Below are 16208 nucleotides of genomic sequence, written 5' to 3' on the forward strand. Positions count from 1 at the left end.
AACGGTCGATGAATTGCCCGTGTCGGCGGCGTCATGATAGGGCAGGCCCATGAACCATGCCCAGGCACTTTTGATCGAACAGGCCCGCGCCGTTCTCGGCGACAAGGGCGTCATCACCGACCCCGGCGATATCGCGCCCTGGACGACCGACTGGCGCGGTCGCTTTCACGGCACCACGCCGGCGATCCTCGCGCCTGAGAACACCGCGCAGGTCGCCGCGATCGTGCGGCTGGCCGGGACGGCGGGCGTCGCTTTGGTGCCGCAGGGCGGCAATAGCTCGATGGTCGGCGGCGCGACCCCGCCGGAGGATGGCTCGGCGCTGATCCTCTCGCTGCGGCGCATGAACCGGGTGCGGCATATCGCGCCCGAGGAGGGGCTGGTCGTTGCCGAGGCGGGGGTGATTCTCGCGCATCTCCACGATGCCGCGCTCGAACGCGGCATGCGTTTCCCGCTGACGCTCGGCGGCAAGGGCAGCGCGACGGTTGGCGGTTTGGTCTCGACCAATGCCGGCGGCACGCAGGTGCTGCGCTTCGGCACGATGCGCGGGCTGGTCGCGGGAATCGAGGCGGTGCTGCCCGACGGCCAGATCCATGACGGACTGTCGGTGCTCAAGAAGGACAATCGCGGTTACGACCTGACGCAATTGCTGGTCGGTGCCGAGGGAACGCTCGGCGTCGTCACTGCGGCGGCGCTGCGGCTGGTGCCGGCAATCGTCCAGCGCGCCGTCGCCTGGGTCGGTCTGGCCGACCCGGCCGTCGCGCTCGCGCTGCTGCGCCGGCTCGAGGCGGCGACCGACCGCATCGAAGGCTTCGAGATCATCCCGGCCGAGATTCTCGATACCGTGGTGGCACATCTGCCCGGCGCGCGCGCGCCGCTTGCCGGCACGCATGCCTGGCATGTGCTGATCGAGGCGACGATCGACCGCGCCGATGCCGAGCCGCCCGCCGCGCTGCTCGAGCGTTTGCTGGCGCCGGCGCTGGGCGATGGCATGGTCGGCGACGCGGTGATCGCGGCGAGCGAAGCCCAGGCCGAATCATTCTGGCGGTTGCGCGATTCCATCTCGGAAGCCGAGCGGGCGCAGGGGCCGGCGGCGCAGCATGACATTTCGGTGCCGGTCGCGACGATGCCGCGCTTCATGGTCGAGGCGGCGGCGGCGTGCGACGCGCGCTTCCCCGGGACGCGTGCCAGCGGCTTCGGCCATCTCGGCGACGGCAATGTCCATTTCCATGTCCGCGCGCCCGTCGGGGCCGACGCCACGCGCTGGTATGCCGAGGAGGCGTCGGCGATCACGCGCTTCGTCAACGACCTTGTCGTCGCGGCCGGAGGGTCGATCTCGGCCGAGCACGGCATCGGCCAGATGAAACTTGCCGAACTCGCGCGCCTGTCGTCGCCGGCGCGGCTTGCCGCGCTGCGCGCGGTCAAGGCCGGGCTCGATCCGCACGGGCTGTTCAATCCCGGGAAACTCGTCACGCTTGCGCAATCGGCGCCTAATCCATAAGGCCGACCGCCAACGGGCGCGCTATGCGCTTCACTATTTCCGTCTTCTGTCTGGAGAGTTTCGATGGCCAGCGCGCCGCAGTCTTCGCTTCCCCTGTTCTACAACGCGCTCGAGCCGCTTTCGAGCGAAGCGCATGCCGCCTACAAGCTGCGCCAGGCCGATTCCGCGCCGTTCTTCGTCGGCCAGCATGCCATTCCGATCACCACCGACGAGTTCGTGCCGGCGCAGCGCCGTCTGCCGATCGTCTTCACCGTCGGCGACGACGCCATTCCGATCGCGCTGATGGGCCTGAACGAGGGCGTCAACGTGTTCGTCGGCGACGACGGCAAGCTCAGCGACGCCAATGTCTATGTCCCGGCCTATGTCCGTCGCTATCCCTTCATGCTCGCCAAGCTGCATCCCGATGCGCAGGAAATGTCGCTGTGCTTCGATCCGACCGCGCCGACGATCGGTGCGTTCGACGATGGCCAGCCGCTGTTCGACGGCACGCAGCCGAGCCAGGTGACCAAGGACGTGCTCAGCTTCAACGAGCAGTTCGAGCAGGCCGGCGCGCGCACCGCCAATTTCGTCAAGGAGCTCCGCGAGATGGAGCTGTTGATGGACGGTGAAGTGACGATCCAGGCCGAGGGTTATGAGCAGCCGTTCATCTATCGCGGCTTCCAGATCATCAACGAGGAGAAGCTCGGCGAACTGCGCGGTGATCAGCTGCGCAAGATCCACAAGTCGGGCATGCTCCCGCTGATCTATGCTCACCTCTTCTCGCTGTCGCTGATGCCCGACCTGTTCAACCGCCAGATGGCGCAGGGCAAGGTCGTTACGCCGCAATTGGTCATGTAACGAAGGTCACGCAAGACAAGGCCGAATCGGCCTGAAACTATCGGCTGGCGCGCCCCTTGAAGTGCCGTTGCCAGCCGTCTATATAGCTAATGCGTGACTTCGTGTTCCCCCCTTTCGCGGGGTCGCGTGACACACCTTCGGGTGTGTCTCCTCCCTGAACCTTGGCCACCGCGTGCTTGCACGCGGTGGTTTTTTATTGGCGACAGGGACTTATTCGGCAGCGAGCGGGACGAGCCGATCGTCGCGCGGCGTCAGCGCCTCGTCGACCAGCGAATCGATCATGCCACGTAACAGCGTCGCCATCGGCGCCAGCCCGGCGCCCGGCTGATCGAGCGCCGCATCGAGATACAGCGACCGGTCGAACTCGATCTGGATCGCGTGAAATCCGCCCGCGACATGGCCGTGGCGGTCGAGGATATGCCCGCCGGCATAAGGCGAATTGAGCGCGGTGGCGATTCCCGCCTGGGCCGCGACCGATTCGAGCCGGTTGACGAAGCGCGCCGCCGCCGACCGCCCGAACCTGTCCCCCAGCACGATCCGCGGCAGGCCGCGCCCGAGCGGCGGCATCGAGTGGAGATCGAGCAGGATCGCGACACCGTGGCGCGCATGCGCCCGCCTGAGCGCCGCCGAGAGCGCGGCGTGATAGGGGCGATAGTCGTTCAGGATGCGGCCGGCGATCTCCTCGCCCTCGAATCGGCGCTTCCAGATCTCGCCGGCGATCGGCACGCGGCGCGGGATCAGCCCGAGCCCACCGCGTAGCTTGGCGGACGCGTGCGGCGCGGAATGGCGATCAGCCCCGGCATCGATCGCCGGATCGCGCTCATGCTCGGCGCGGTTGAGGTCGATCCAGGCGCGCGCACGGCGCTGCACCAGCATGGTTTCGTCGCGCCGCGCGGCCAGCGCCAGCGTGTCGACATGGCGATCCTCGAGCGGTCGCAGTGCCTCCAGCGGCACGCGCAACGCCGCGCGCAGCGGCAAGGGATAGTCGCGCCCGGCATGCGGCACCGACAGCACGACGGGGCCGCCGGTCTCGTCCAGCGTATATCCGTCGAAAGCCTGCTGTTCGGCGTCCATGCCGACAACCTAGGGCCGCGCTCGCCCCGCCGCAATCGACTGGAAAATGTTAAGGGCTTGGCGCTATGATCGCGGGCTGGGAATGGGCGCGGGACGGTAATGATCAGGATTTTGCTCGCCGAAGACGATCAGGTGATGCGCGAATATCTCACGCGCGCGCTCGAGCGATCGGGTTATGCCGTCAGTGCGGTCGACCGCGGTACCGAGGCGATCCCCTTGCTCCAGAACGAGCATTTCGACTTGCTGCTGACCGACATCGTCATGCCCGAGATGGACGGCATCGAACTGGCGCAGCGTGCCGGCGAGATGGTGCCCGATCTGCGCGTGATGTTCATCACCGGCTTCGCCGCGGTCACGCTCAAGGCGGGCAAGACGCTGCCGCAGGCGCGTGTGCTGTCCAAGCCCTTCCATCTGCGCGACCTCGTGCTCGAGGTCGACCGGATGTTCGAGCGGGTCAATGTCGGCGGATTGTAGTTTCGGCGTCGTGGCGCTTGCGCGGGGCCGAAAGCCCGGCTAAGGCCCGCATCCTCGTGGGCGTGTAGCTCAGTGGTAGAGCACTGTGTTGACATCGCAGGGGTCGCAAGTTCAATCCTTGCCACGCCCACCATATATTTGAAAAAGCGGGCGTCGGTAGCTCTACCCGACGTCCGCTTTTTTGTGCCTCATCGCGCCAGTGCGACCATGGCGACGATTCCCCACACGAGGATCGACAAGGCGCCGGTCGCCAGCAACTCGCGGGTCCGGGCGCGGGGCCGCCTCATTTCACGCAGCCGACATCAGGTCGGCCAGCCGCGCCAGGGCCGATGCGGCCAAGTTGGTGAGATAGTCCGGTCCGCGATGATGGGCGTCGGCAATCAACGGTGCGCTCAGCGACAGGCGTAGCACCGCGTCGTTCCGGCCGAGCGCTACCGGCTGGCCCAGTTCGAAGCGCAATCGCGGGATTGTCGGCCGAATGTCGGGCTCGCGCATCTGTCGATAGGCGCGCCGTGCTTCGTCGGGGTTCGCCCGTCGGGGCGTGCCGCTGTCCCCGATCATCAGATGGAAGGGGAATATCGTGGCAGCGCTGCCCGGTGTCAGGTCGGGAAGATCGTCACGGATCGGCGCGATCGTCGCGCAACGCTGCATCATCGCGGTGAAGCGGGTATGAAAGTCCGCGACGATCGCCTGGACGGCCGTCTCGGGCACGGCGCGAAAGCGCTGCATTTCGGCCAGTGCGGCCTGCCAGCGCAACAGCAGCCCGACATTAACCGGCGTGTCGAGCTTTTCGACCGCACGCCACTGCGCCGGCCAGTCATGTCGCGCGGTATAGTCCGCCAGCGCCGCCGGCGGCGCGACGCCGCGCAGGCGCGCCGCGACGCCGCCCGGCACCAGCAGCGCGCCCGAAAAGATCGGTCCGCCGATGAACTTCGACCCCGTCACCGCCACGGTACAGCCGCCCGCGAGATAATATTCGAGCCGCGCCGTCGGGAGGCGGAACTGGCATGCATCGACAAGCACCTCGATCATGTCGCCGAGCGCGCTTTTCCAGCCGACGACGCGCGCGGGGCTCGGCGCGACGATCCCGGTCTTCGAGCCATCCACGGCGACGAGCAGGACACGCTGCCCCGCCGCCACCGCCCGACCGATCGCGGCGTCAATCTCGTCGTCGATCGCGCCCAGGCTGCGCGCCGATCCATCGGGATTGCGCACGGCATAGTGCAGCATCGCCGCCGGCGCGCGGTCGGACAGGGCTGCCCCCTTGGTCGTGGTCGCGCCCAGTGCCGACTCGCTCGCGAAATGGCGCCCGGCGATCGCCATCGGCACACCGCTGCCCGTCTCGCTGGCATCGGGCATGATCGCCAGCCACCCCGGACCCGGCAGGTGCAACACCAGCTGGGCGAAGATCAGATGGGCATCGGTTCCCGACGCGGCGAGGATCGCCTGGACGCCGCCGCGATGGCGTATGCCGCACAGATCGATCAGATCCTGCCGGATTCGCGCCGCGGCCATCGCCGCCTCGTCGAGCTGCACCGCGCCGTCGGTGCGCAGGCCGAGCCGCTCGCACAGCATCGTCGCCGCGCGATAGCCCGTCTTGCCGATCGTCGAGGCGGTCGATGAGCCGAAGCGCACCAGATCGGGGTCTGGAGACGCGACGCAGCCATAGCCGTTGCGGCCCGAGCCGGGCTCGATCGCGATGCGACCATCGCCGCCGAGCGCCAATCCCTGCGTCACAGCCAGGGGGCCGGCCGATGCGGGGCCGATCAGGGCCATCGCCCGGCGAAACGCTTTCGACACGAACCTTCATCCTCATGGTGAGGGACGGGAAGGCGGGAAGGGTGCCGATCGGCACCGTCCTGCATCCTTCCATCATAGCGCGATCGCGCGGCCGAGACGGTTGAACCGCAATCGAAATTCGCGCGCCGAAATATCGCGACCGACGCCGGGGCGGCAAGCCGCCGCGCTATAAGGGGATGATGAGCAGGTCGGCGCGGCACCCATTGAACAATCCGGCCGCCACCCTCCTTCCCGTGCAACTTCCCTTGCAAGGAGCAGCGGTACGCCTGTGCCCGCCGGCGACCTTGCCCGGCCCGTCGCTCGATCCCGTCGACTGGCGCGCCCTGCGTGCGCAGGGGCACCAGATGCTCGATGACATGTTCGATGCGATCGAATCGGTCGGTGAACGTCCGCTGTGGCAAGCGATCCCCGACGCCGTCCGCGCGACCATGCGCCAAGAGCTGCCGGCCGCGCCGACCGCGCTGGCAGTGGTGCACGATGATTTCCTGCAGCAGATCCTGCCTTATGGCAGCGGCAACGCGCATCCCGGTTTCATGGGCTGGGTGCAGGGTGGCGGGACGCCGGTCGGCATGCTCGCCGAGATGCTCGCCGCCGGGCTGAACGCCAATCTCGGCGGGCGCGACCATATGCCGATCGCGGTCGAACGCCAGATTACCGCATGGATGGCCGAGCTGTTCGGCTTTCCCGCCGCCGCCAGCGGGCTGTTTGTGACCGGCACGTCGATCGCCAATTTCATGGCGGTGCTGATCGCGCGGACGCGGGCACTGGGGCCGGGCGTTCGCGACAATGGCATCGCGGCGGGCGGCGCGGGGCTGACCGGCTATACCTCGCGCGCGGCGCATGGCTGCGTCGCGGCGGCGTTCGACATGGCCGGCCTCGGCGCTGGCGCGCTGCGGGCGATCGCCGTCGACGATCACCACCGGATCGATGTCGCGGCACTGCGCACGGCGATCGCCGCCGATCGCGCCGCCGGCCTCACGCCCTTCATGATCGTCGGCACGGCGGGCTCGGTCGATATCGGCGCGACCGACGATCTCGCAGCGCTCGCCGATATCGCGCGCGATGAGGGGCTATGGCTGCACATCGATGGCGCATTCGGGGCGCTGGCGATCCTCGCCCCCGATCTCGCGCCGCGCCTCGCCGGCATCGCCCGCGCCGACAGCCTGGCGTTCGATTTCCACAAATGGGGGCAGGTGCCCTATGACGCCGGTTTCCTGCTGTGCCGCGATCCCATCAGCCATCGCGCGGCGTTCGCCGCCGACGCACCCTATCTGCGGCGTGCCGGGCAGGGGCTGGCCGGCGGCGATTTTTGGCCGTGCGACTATGGCCCGGACCTGTCGCGCGGCTTTCGCGCGCTGAAAACCTGGTTCACGCTGCGCACCTATGGCCTCGATGCGCTGGGCGCAGCGATCTCGCGCTGCTGCGCGCTGGCGCGCCGGCTCGAAGCGCGGATTGCCGCCAGCGACGCGCTGACCCTGTTGGCGCCGGTTCAGCTCAACATCGTCTGCTTCGGTTTTACCGGCGACGATGCCGATGCGCGCAACGCGGCAGCCGTCGCCCGGCTGCAATGCGCCGGCCGCGTCGCGCCATCGCTGACCTCGATCGACGGACGCACCGCGATCCGCGCCGCCTTCGTCAACCACCGCACGAGCGAGGCCGATATCGATGCCTTGCTCGACGGGCTCCTCGCCCTTGCGTGAATCGCCCTCTTTCCCTTTTCGGAGACGATCTTGATTCGTGAAGTCATGGCTGCGAGCCTGCCCGCGACACTTGGCCCCGCGCGGCTCGGGCGCAGCGTCGAAAACCGCCTCGACCTCTCTGCCTTAATCGACACGCTGATCGAGCGGGTGTCGGGTGAGACGGCCGATGCCGGGGCGCTGCTCGACCTGTCGTTCCTCAGCCAGTTCACCGGCAATCGCGACGGCGGGCTCGAGCTGCAGGCGCAGGCCGTGGCGGCGCAGCGCGTTTATGCGAATGTCTATGGCGACGGGTCCGATATCCGCGTGCTCGCATTGCTCGCGCCGGGCGATCTCACCACCAACACGCCGCTCGATTTCCTCGTCGAGCATTCGAACATCACGCTGCTGACCGTCTATCTCGATCCCGACGCCGAGGCGCCGGCCGACATCGCGCTTCCCGATCACGACGTCGCCATCCTGGCGATCGGCGAATCCCCCGCCAATGCGGCGCTGCTCGGCCGCCTCGCCGGCCCCTGCGCGCGCTGGCCGCGTCCGATGATCAATGCCGGCGCGCGGCACATCGCCAGCATGACCCGCGACACCGTCGCCGCGTCGTTCGCCGGCGAAACCACCATCCTGGCGCCCGAAACACGCCGCATCGCGCGCGCGCAGCTCGACCGGGTGCGGCTCGACTTTCCGATCACGATCCGCCCGACCGGTACCCAGGCCGGGGCGGGGCTCGAACGGATCGACGACCCGGCCGGACTGGCGGATTATGTCGCGCGCTATCCCGATCCCGAATTCTACGTCGCCGATTTCATCGATTACAGCGCGGCCGACGGTCTGTTCCGCAAGCAGCGCATCGTGTTCATCGACCGCGTTCCCTATATCAGCCATCTGGCGGTCTCGGAGCATTGGATCGTCCATTATATGAGCGCGGGCATGACCGAAAATGCCCGGCGTCGGACCGAAGAAGCGGCGTTCATGGCGCGCTTCGACGTGGACTTCTGTCGCCGGCATGCGCGCGCCTTCGAGATTCTCTGCGACCGGATCGGCCTCGACTATTTCGGCATCGATTGCGGCGAGACACCCGACGGTAGGTTGCTGCTGTTCGAGGTCGATGTCGCGATGATCGTCCATGCGATCGAGGACGGCGCCGAATTCAGTTACAAGAAAGCGCCGATGGCGCGCCTGTTCGATGCCTTTGGCGCGCTGCTGCGCGACCGCGCCGCGCGGGCGGTCGGGCCGCCCTTGTCGGCGTCGCTAAATTAATTTTCGCACAAACCGCAACGGCGCGGTGAAAATCTCCTACGATGCGTGATGGGAGCTTTCATCGGAGTCATAGGGATGAGCACGGTCGATATTGCTGCGTCGGGATTGAATGCGAGCACCGCCCGCGTTGAAGCCAGCGCGTCCAATATCGTCAATGCGGGCGTATCTCGTGGCGCCGCGCCGTCCTTCCTGCTGGGTTCGACGCCGACAGGCGCGACCGGTCCGTATCAGCCGATCGAGATGCACCGTTCGGCGGCGCTGGGCGGCGGAGTCACCACCCTGTCTGCCGTCCGGCTGCCCTCCAGCTATCCGCTCGACGTCCGGCCGTCTCCATCGGCGAGCGCGTCGGGTACGGCTGCCGCGCCGGATGGCGACGTGGCTCGCAAGGTGGTCGAGCAGGTCGATGCGGCGCAGGCCTATAAGCTCAATCTTTCGCTGATGCGGACCGCACAGGCCATGGAAGCGCTGCTGATCGACGTCAGCGCCTGAACCGGCAACGTCGCTGCGAAGACGGGTCGTTACGTTAGAGAAGCGCGACCGCCGCGACGATGCCCCAGATCATGATCGACAACCCGCCGGCGATGACGATCTCGCTGCCCGGCGGCAAGGTGTTCTCGCGTCGTCGCAGCGGCACGGCGCGTTTGAGCGACAAGGACTTCATGTTCGGCTCCTCAACGGGAACGACGACTATTGTCGTCATGCCCGAATAGTCTTTGCAAATCATAAACCATCACGGACACAACCATCGAACGCCGCCTTGGTTCAAAAGCGCGACACTTGCCGCGCGCACGCGGCGTGGATAGAAGCGACGTCGAGACGGGTTCCCGGAGACGGGATCCAAGGGAAAGCGGTGCGTTGGCGCAAGCCGGCAAAGCCGCTGCTGCCCCCGCAACTGTAACCGGATAGCCGGCGCCTCATTCAGCCACTGGGTCTCGACCTGGGAAGGCGAGGTGCATCAGGCCGTGACCCGGGAGCCAGGAGACCTGCCTGTCCCATGTCGATCCACTGCGCGGGCGGGGTGCACCGGGCGGACGAGGGGATTCCTTCGAGCGAGCGACGTAACCGGGCCATGTGGCCGGGTGTCGCGCCGTTGCGTCATCCGGTGACAAGGTCCCTCGCACAGGGACGTTACCTATGACCATCTTCAGAACCGCACTCTTCGCCACCGCCGCGTTCGTCGCGGCACCGGCCTTCGCCCAGACCACGCCGCCGGCCGATCCGCCATCCGACAACCGCGACGTAATCACCGTGAACGAACCGCCCATGTCCGGCAACCAAGGCGAAATTCTCCTCGTCGAGCCGCGTAACCCCGACATTGTCGTCGCAGCCGGTGTGCCGCAATATGCCCGCGAGGTGGGGCAGGCCGTTACTGTGCTGACCCGTGCCGATATCGAGCGGCGCCAGGCGGTGTCGATCGCCGACCTGCTCGCCACCACGCCGGGCATCACTGTCTCGCGCAACGGACCCGTTGGCGGCTTCACCGCGCTGCGTATCCGCGGCGCGGAGGGCGAGCAGACGCTCACCATCATCGATGGCGTGCGTGTCAACGATCCGTCCTCGCCCGGCGGCGGATTCGATTTCGCCAACCTGCTGTCGGGTTCGGTCGATCGGATCGAGGTGCTGCGCGGGCCGAATGCGGTGCCATGGGGCAGCCAGGCGCTCGGCGGCGTCGTCAACATCGTCACCGCCGCGCCGAGCTATGGCGTGCAGGGCCGGGGCAATGTCGAATATGGATCGAACAACAGCCTGTTTGCCAATGCCGCCATCGCGGGTGCCAATGATCGCTTCTCGGGCGCGCTGACCGCGGGTTATCTGCGCAGCGACGGCATCTCGGCGGCGGCCAGCGGCACCGAGCCCGACGGCTATCGGCAATATGGCGCGAGCGGTCGCCTTGGCGTCACCATCGCCGAGGGCATCGGCATCGATCTGCGCGGCTATTATGCCCATAGCCGCGTGGAGCTAGACGGATATGCCTCCTCGCCGCCCTATGCCTTTGGCGATGATCCGGAATATTCGACCACGCAGGAAATCTATGGCTATGTCGGCGCGCACGCCGATCTCGCCAATGGTCGTTTCAAGAACCGGGTTGCCTTCACCATCGCCGATATCAATCGCGACAATTTCGATCCGACCTATGGCAGCGCGGTCAGCTTCTTCGCGCGCGGTCGGACGCAACGCTACGAATATCAGGGCGATTTCCGCGTCGTCGATCAGCTTCGCCTCGTCGCCGGTGCCGAACATGAGGACAGCCGCTTTTTCGACGGCAAGGGCCAGGCGACGGGTGTGACCAGCTTCTACGGCGAAGCGATCGTCACCCCGATCCGGCAGTTGACGGTAACGGGCGGCATCCGCCACGACCAGCACCGCGCTTATGGCAGCCACACCAGCTTCGGTGCCGATGCCGCACTGGCGCTCGATAGCGGCACGACGTTGCGCGCCAGCTATGGCGAGGGCTTCAAGGCGCCGACCTTGTACCAGCTCTACGCTCCTTTTTATGGCTACAGCGATCTCCAGCCGGAGACCGCGCGCAACTATGATGTCGGCGTATCGCAACGCTTTCTCGGCGGTGCGGGCACCGTCGGCGTGACGTATTTCCACCGCGATACGACCAACCAGATCGATTTCGATTCGCTGCTCTTCGCCTATCGCAACATCGCCCGGACGCGCGCGCAGGGCATCGAAGCCGAACTGTCGCTGCGTCCGATCCACGACCTGACCTTCACCGCCAATTACAGCTACATCCATGCCGAGAACCGCGTCGTCGGTGCCAATTTTGGCAAGGATCTCGCCCGGCGGCCACGCCAGACGGTCAATGTTTCGCTCGACTACAAGCTGCCCTTCGGGCTCTCGATCGGCGGCACGATCAGCCACGTCGCCGACAGCTTCGATAATGCTGCCAACACCAAGCGGCTCGACGGTTATGTGCTGGCCGGCATCCGTGCCGAAATGCCGATCGGCGCGCATTTTGCCATCTATGGCCGCGTCGATAACCTGTTCGACGAGCGCTATCAGACCGTGTCGGGCTATAATACGCTTGGCCGGGCGGCCTATGGCGGCGTGCGCGTGAAACTGTGATGAAACGGGCGATCCCGCTGCTGCTCGTCGCGCTGGCCGGCTGCGCCGGCCCGGTTGCGCCGGGCGGCGGCGGGCCCGCTCCCCGAACCATCGTCTCGACCAACCCTTGTGCCGATGCGATGCTGGTCGAGCTCGTCGCGCCGGAACGTATCGCGGCGATCAGCCACTATTCGGTCCGGGCCGAGGCGAGCTCCATGCCACTCGCCGTCGCACGGCGCTTCGCCACCACCGCCGGCACCGCGGAGGAGGTGATCGGGCTCCACCCCGATCTGGTCGTGACCTCGAGCTTCACCCCGCCGGCGACGCTTGCCGCCTACCGGCAGGCGGGACTGAAGGTGCTGACGCTCGATTCACCGACGACGATCACCGCGAGCGAGGCGCAGATACGCGTGCTGGCCGCCGCAGTCGGCGCGCAGAGCGAGGGCGAGGCAATGGTGGAGCGGATCGAGCGCGCAGTCACTGCATCTTCCCTTCCCCGGCGAAGGCCGGGGCCTAGTATCGGGCCGGACGTAGCTGGGCTCCCGCCTTCGCCGGGGAAGGGAAATGAACCCACCGCCCTTCTGTTCATCGCCGGCGATCTCGCCAATGGTTCGGGCACCTTGCTCGACGAACTCATGACCCGCGCCGGCTTGCGCAACGCCGCCGCCGATTACGGCCTGCGCTTCACCGGCACGCTGCCGATCGAGACGATCGCCGCGCACCCGCCGCGCGTCATCCTCGCGCCCGACGCCTCGCGCACCGCAACGCTGCGCAGCCGCGTCCTCGCCCGCACCGGCGCGACCGTCGCGCAGGAGTATTTCCCGCGCAAGCTGGTCAATTGCGGCGGCCCGAGCATCGTCCCGGCGCTCGAGCGTCTCGCCCAGGTCCGTCGGAGTCTGACCTCGTGACGCGCCGCCTTACGTTGCTGGTCGTGCTCGTCGCGCTGGCCTTCCTGCTGTCGCTCGTTGCCGGCAAATACTGGATCCCGCCGTCGGTGTGGTTCTCGGCCGATCCACGCTGGGCGATCGTCACCGAACTGCGCCTGCCGCGTGCCGTTCTCGGCCTCGCAATCGGTGCCGGGCTCGGCCTGTCGGGTGCGGTGCTGCAGGGGTATCTGCGCAACCCGCTCGCCGATCCGGCGGTGGTCGGCGTATCGTCGAGCGCCGCGCTCGGGGCGGTCGCCGCGATCGTGCTCGGTGTCGGCGGCGGCACCTTCGGCATGTTTGCCTGTGCGATGCTCAGCGCGGCGGCCTCGATGGCGCTGCTCGCCGCGCTGACCTGGCGCGCGCAGAGCAGCGTGCAATTCATCCTTGCCGGCACGGTGCTCGCCAGCCTGTCGGGCGCACTGACCGCCTTTCTCATCTCGCTCGCGCCCAATCCCTATGCCGTCGCCGAGGCGATCGAGTGGCTGATGGGCGCGCTGACCGATCGCAGCGCCGATGACGTCCGCCTCGCCGTGCCGTTCATCGCCCTCGGCTCGCTGCTCCTGCTGTTCACCGGCCGTGCGCTCGACGCGCTGACGCTGGGCGAGGCTGCGGCGCGCTCGCTCGGCGTGCGGCTTGGTCGCGTCCAGGCGCTGATCGTGCTCGGCACCGGGCTGACGATCGGTGCGAGCGTCGCGGTCACCGGCGTGGTCGGCTTTGTCGGGCTCGTCGTGCCGCATCTGCTCCGGCCGGTGTTCGGCCATCGGCCCTCGGCGCTGCTGCTGCCGAGCGCGCTCGGCGGCGCGGCGCTGGTGCTCGTCGCCGATAGCCTGTGCCGGCTCGCGCCCGGCGCGGGCGAGGTGCGGCTCGGCGTCGTGATGGCACTGATCGGCGCGCCCTTCTTTCTCGTACTGCTGCTGCGTGGCGGAGGACGGTCATGGAACTGAGCGTCACCGATCTCGGCGTGGTGCTCGGTCGGCGCCAAGTGCTCGACGCCATTTCCGCCATGCTCGTGCCGGGGCGCATCACCGCGATTCTCGGCCCCAATGGTGCCGGCAAGTCGAGCCTGATCAAGGCCATGGCGGGCTTGCTTCCGGCGCATCGCGGCTCCGTGACGATCGCCGGCCGGGCCGTTGCCGACATCGAGCCGCGCGAGCGCGCCCGGCTGATCGGCTATCTCCCGCAGGACGGCACGGCTGCGTGGAACATCCGTGCCGCCGAGCTCGTCGCGCTCGGCCGCCTGCCGCACCGCGCACCCTTTGCCGGCCCGTCGCCGCACGATTTCGATGCGGTGATGCTGGCGATGGAAGCGACCGAAACCGCCCATCTCGCCGATCGCCCGGTCGGCGAATTGTCCGGCGGCGAACGCGCCCGCGTGCTGCTTGCGCGCGTCCTCGCCGGCGAACCGCGCTGGCTGCTCGCCGACGAGCCCCTCGCCAGCCTCGATCCGGCGCATCAGCTCGACATACTCGACCGGCTACGCACCGTGGCGAAAGGCGGGGCAGGGGTGGCGATCGTCCTCCACGATCTCGCCCACGCCGCACGCATCGCCGACGACGTGTTGCTGCTCAATCAGGGCCATGTCGCCGCCTTCGGCCTGGCGGCGGAAGTTCTCACCGAGGCGCGCGTCGCTAAGGTGTTCGCGGTGAAGGTGCGCTGGATCGACACCGAGCATGGCCGCATGCTGGTGCCGGTGGGACGGGGTTGACCCTTGCGGTCTCATCCATAGGCCCCTGATCCGAGGGCTTTCGCCGCTCTGGTACTTTCAAACAAGATTGCGCGTTGGTGTCCGGTCTGCGGCCCAGCGGCTTTTAAAATAAAGGAAATTACGGGCGGCGCGCAAAATGATGCAACCAAAATACAAGATCAAGAATACCAGGATTCCCCAGTATAGCGAAGAAGGTCTGCTTATGACGAAATGAGGCCCGAAGGAACTGGGATATTCCTCTAGATAATCGAATACAGATATATGAATTGTCGTCAATAAGAGGCAAATCATTGCCAGTGACGCTAGGCCAATTCGATATGAAATTAAATCTACCACGCTGTCCTTTGCGGCATGGAGAGTAATATTTTTTATATCAGAATAATTCCAAATTATTATAAGCAGAAATGGCGCTAAGTAAATTAGCAGACTTTCCCCATGGCTATTTAGATTCGAATCCGTGATGTTTGTATAAGACTCAACTGGCCAAATCCACCGAGACTCATAACCAATTCCCCAATATGGTGTTATGAGATTAAAGACGAAGAAGAATAAAACGATAAATAGCGAGGAAAACCAATGTCGCAGCCATATCGTTATGCCAGGCGTCGGGGGTTGCTCGACCGCTGAGATCGAACGCCATAGGTCCATGGCTGGCTTCTTAAGCGCCATTGGAAGCAGCTGACGTTGCATGAATGCATTGCCCCGCAATCGTTTGATCGACGATATGCCCGTGATGATGTTGGGCAGCAATACGACTTGGCCGGTAACCTATCTTCTCGCCACGACCTCGCACCGTTCCGTCGAGCTCCGCAACCCCGCGTCGAGCACCGCCATCACCGCCAGCGCTTCGCGCGCTGGCACCGGGTTCGGCCCCTCGCCACGGATCGCCGCCGCCAGCGCGGTCCAGAACAGCCGATAGTCGCCGCGCTCATTGATCAAGGGTGCGCTCGATCCATCGCCCCGCGTCAGCACCCCGTCACCCGCATCCAGTCCCCAGCCGTCGCCGCCAGGCACGGCACCAGCGACGGTCGCCGCCTCCTGCGGATCGACCCCGTGCTTGATCCAGCTGCCGCGCGTGCCGTGTACCGCGAAGCGCAGGCCGTTGGCCGCGACCAGCTTGCTGGCATGCAGGATGACCCGCCGCGTTGGATAACGCAGCACGGCGTGAAAGTAATCGACCGCCGGCGCGCCATCGCGCAACGTCGCCAGATCGGCGTTGATCGCTTCCGGCATACCGAACAGTTGCAGCGCCTGATCGACGAAGTGCGGCCCGAGGTCGAGCCACGCGCCGCCCTCGCGCGCCTCCTTCCACAGCGCGGCGGGTTTCGGGCGCCAGCGGTCGAAATGACTTTCCATCTGCACGATGTCGCCGAGCGCGTCTTCGGCGATCAGTCGGCGCAGCGTCAGGAAGTCGGCATCCCAGCGCCTGTTGTGGAATATTGTCAGGATACGTCCGCCCGCTTCGGCCGCCGCCGCGACGCGTCGCGCATCGGCCAGCGACGTCGCGAACGGCTTGTCGACCAGCACATGCTTGCCCGCCGCAATCGCCGCCAGGGCATGTTCGGCATGGAGCTGGTCGGGGCTCGACACGATCACCAGGTCGATCCCCGGCAGCGCGAGCAACGCCGCGACATCGGGCACGACCTGCATGCCGGGCAGGTCGGCGTGCACCTTGGCCGCGTCGCGCGACACGACCGCGCGCAGCGCCATGCCCGGGGTCACGCCGACATAGGGCGCGTGGAAGGCGCGGCCGCCCAGGCCATAGCCGATCAATCCGACGCCGATCTCATCCATCATCTTGCCTCGCCAGCTCTTCCGTTGTGCTTGCCACCAGTTCGCTGGCGACCGCCACCGCTAAACGCACTTTTTTCGGCGCCCGTTTTGCCACA

The 16208-nt window shown here is 66.7% G+C and carries 14 protein-coding genes, 1 tRNA gene and 1 riboswitch; of the genes, 11 read left to right on the forward strand and 4 right to left on the reverse strand.

All coding sequences use genetic code 11. The annotated features are described in order from the left end of the window. Window positions 1-49: 49 nt before the first annotated feature. Window positions 50-1498: an FAD-binding oxidoreductase gene (locus U1839_RS14405; RefSeq protein WP_332804305.1), complete on the forward strand. Its 1449-nt coding sequence runs from the start codon at window positions 50-52 to the stop codon at window positions 1496-1498. Between the two features lie 63 nt (window positions 1499-1561). Continuing rightward, window positions 1562-2335 carry a SapC family protein gene (locus tag U1839_RS14410; RefSeq protein ID WP_332804306.1) on the forward strand — a complete coding sequence of 258 codons (774 nt, stop codon included), beginning with the start codon at window positions 1562-1564 and terminating at the stop codon, window positions 2333-2335. Between the two features lie 210 nt (window positions 2336-2545). Here the strand turns inward: U1839_RS14410 and U1839_RS14415 are convergent, their stop codons facing one another. Then, on the reverse strand, window positions 2546-3409 hold the full coding sequence (locus U1839_RS14415) for an N-formylglutamate amidohydrolase (RefSeq protein WP_332804307.1): 864 nt from the start codon (window positions 3407-3409) through the stop codon (window positions 2546-2548). Between the two features lie 99 nt (window positions 3410-3508). On the opposite strand from U1839_RS14415, the gene cpdR reads away from it, so the two are divergent. Then, window positions 3509-3883 carry a cell cycle two-component system response regulator CpdR gene (cpdR, locus tag U1839_RS14420; protein ID WP_332804308.1) on the forward strand — a complete coding sequence of 125 codons (375 nt, stop codon included), beginning with the start codon at window positions 3509-3511 and terminating at the stop codon, window positions 3881-3883. A gap of 58 nt (window positions 3884-3941) precedes the next feature. After that, window positions 3942-4016, forward strand: a tRNA-Val gene (locus U1839_RS14425). Window positions 4017-4171: 155 nt separating this feature from the next. On the opposite strand, the gene U1839_RS14430 is transcribed toward U1839_RS14425, so the two are convergent. After that, window positions 4172-5620 (reverse strand): hypothetical protein, encoded by a 1449-nt coding sequence (locus U1839_RS14430; protein ID WP_332804309.1) that lies wholly within the window; start codon window positions 5618-5620, stop codon window positions 4172-4174. Between the two features lie 308 nt (window positions 5621-5928). Here U1839_RS14430 and U1839_RS14435 point away from each other — a divergent pair, with 308 nt between their 5' ends. From U1839_RS14435 to U1839_RS14445, 3 genes are all read left to right on the forward strand, one after another. Continuing rightward, the gene (locus U1839_RS14435; protein ID WP_332804310.1) at window positions 5929-7383 is read left to right on the forward strand and encodes a pyridoxal phosphate-dependent decarboxylase family protein; all 1455 of its coding nucleotides are present in this window, start codon (window positions 5929-5931) and stop codon (window positions 7381-7383) included. A gap of 45 nt (window positions 7384-7428) precedes the next feature. Beyond that, complete coding sequence (locus tag U1839_RS14440; RefSeq protein ID WP_332804311.1) at window positions 7429-8634, forward strand: ATP-grasp domain-containing protein; 1206 nt, start codon at window positions 7429-7431, stop codon at window positions 8632-8634. 75 nt (window positions 8635-8709) lie between these two features. Further along, window positions 8710-9123 (forward strand): flagellar basal body rod protein FlgC, encoded by a 414-nt coding sequence (locus U1839_RS14445; RefSeq protein ID WP_332804312.1) that lies wholly within the window; start codon window positions 8710-8712, stop codon window positions 9121-9123. A 34-nt stretch (window positions 9124-9157) separates the two neighbouring features. Here the strand turns inward: U1839_RS14445 and U1839_RS14450 are convergent, their stop codons facing one another. Next, window positions 9158-9295, reverse strand: coding sequence for a hypothetical protein (locus tag U1839_RS14450; protein ID WP_281128769.1), 138 nt, complete (start codon window positions 9293-9295; stop codon window positions 9158-9160). A gap of 139 nt (window positions 9296-9434) precedes the next feature. Then, window positions 9435-9639: riboswitch (cobalamin riboswitch) on the forward strand. A 129-nt stretch (window positions 9640-9768) separates the two neighbouring features. Between U1839_RS14450 and U1839_RS14455 the strand changes: the two genes are divergently transcribed. Genes U1839_RS14455 through U1839_RS14470 form a run of 4 tightly spaced genes read left to right on the forward strand, consistent with a single transcriptional unit; the run spans window position 9769 to window position 14319 of the window. After that, window positions 9769-11709 (forward strand): TonB-dependent receptor plug domain-containing protein, encoded by a 1941-nt coding sequence (locus U1839_RS14455; RefSeq protein WP_332804313.1) that lies wholly within the window; start codon window positions 9769-9771, stop codon window positions 11707-11709. Next, window positions 11709-12596: an ABC transporter substrate-binding protein gene (locus tag U1839_RS14460; protein ID WP_332804314.1), complete on the forward strand. Its 888-nt coding sequence runs from the start codon at window positions 11709-11711 to the stop codon at window positions 12594-12596. Before U1839_RS14455 ends, U1839_RS14460 begins: the two co-directional genes overlap by 1 nt. Then, window positions 12593-13558 carry a FecCD family ABC transporter permease gene (locus U1839_RS14465; RefSeq protein WP_332804315.1) on the forward strand — a complete coding sequence of 322 codons (966 nt, stop codon included), beginning with the start codon at window positions 12593-12595 and terminating at the stop codon, window positions 13556-13558. Before U1839_RS14460 ends, U1839_RS14465 begins: the two co-directional genes overlap by 4 nt. After that, on the forward strand, window positions 13549-14319 hold the full coding sequence (locus U1839_RS14470; protein ID WP_332804316.1) for an ABC transporter ATP-binding protein: 771 nt from the start codon (window positions 13549-13551) through the stop codon (window positions 14317-14319). Before U1839_RS14465 ends, U1839_RS14470 begins: the two co-directional genes overlap by 10 nt. Before the next feature lie 768 nt (window positions 14320-15087). On the opposite strand, the gene U1839_RS14475 is transcribed toward U1839_RS14470, so the two are convergent. After that, window positions 15088-16116, reverse strand: coding sequence for an oxidoreductase (locus tag U1839_RS14475; protein WP_332804317.1), 1029 nt, complete (start codon window positions 16114-16116; stop codon window positions 15088-15090). Window positions 16117-16208: the final 92 nt, after the last annotated feature.

This window comes from Parasphingomonas halimpatiens (assembly GCF_036663795.1).
GTDB lineage: Bacteria > Pseudomonadota > Alphaproteobacteria > Sphingomonadales > Sphingomonadaceae > Sphingomonas.